The sequence below is a fragment of the Micrococcus sp. LASM2_SD2 genome, assembly GCF_057364565.1.
Map to the genome: position 1 here is coordinate 1 of NZ_JBNFOB010000502.1, position 505 is coordinate 505.

Annotated in this window: 1 protein-coding gene; it reads left to right on the forward strand. The window is 73.7% G+C overall.

The window, feature by feature from the left end:
- Nucleotides 1-296: 296 nt before the first annotated feature.
- The coding region (locus AC2W7A_RS13320) for a hypothetical protein (RefSeq protein ID WP_485991760.1) at nucleotides 297-505 on the forward strand (209 nt) is incomplete at its 3' end.

Here is a 505-nt window from a genome sequence, read left to right on the forward strand (position 1 = left end):
CGCCCTGCGGCAGCAGCGTGCCCAGGCCGAGGCCCTGGGGGTGGAGCTGGGGCCGGACTGCCAGGCCCAGGCGCGGGCCGTGTCCGCACCGGCGCAGACCCGGACGGACCCGGGCCGCACCATCGGGCTGCCCTGATCGGGCGAGGAGGATCACACCCGGAGGCCTTCGTGTTCACAGCGGCTGATCCCTGGGGTTACGGTCCGGCGCGTCTCTAGACTTGGTGGCCGGACAGTCCAGAGAGACCGGGGAGACGAAGAGGAGTCCGCACCACCACCGACGATGCAGGAAGGGAGCCATGGAAGAGCGCAGCACACACCCCGCACGCGAGTCCGTGCGCGGCCTGCACAGCGAGACGGACGCCGTCACGCAGGGCGCACTCCTGGATCCTGCGCGCGCCTTCCTCGGCCCGGCGGCCCGCCTGGTGCCCGCCCCGTCGCGTCGGCTCGAGGTGGACCGGTACGGCATGCCCGTGCGGCTCACGCATCCGACGCCGGCCAAGCCGCG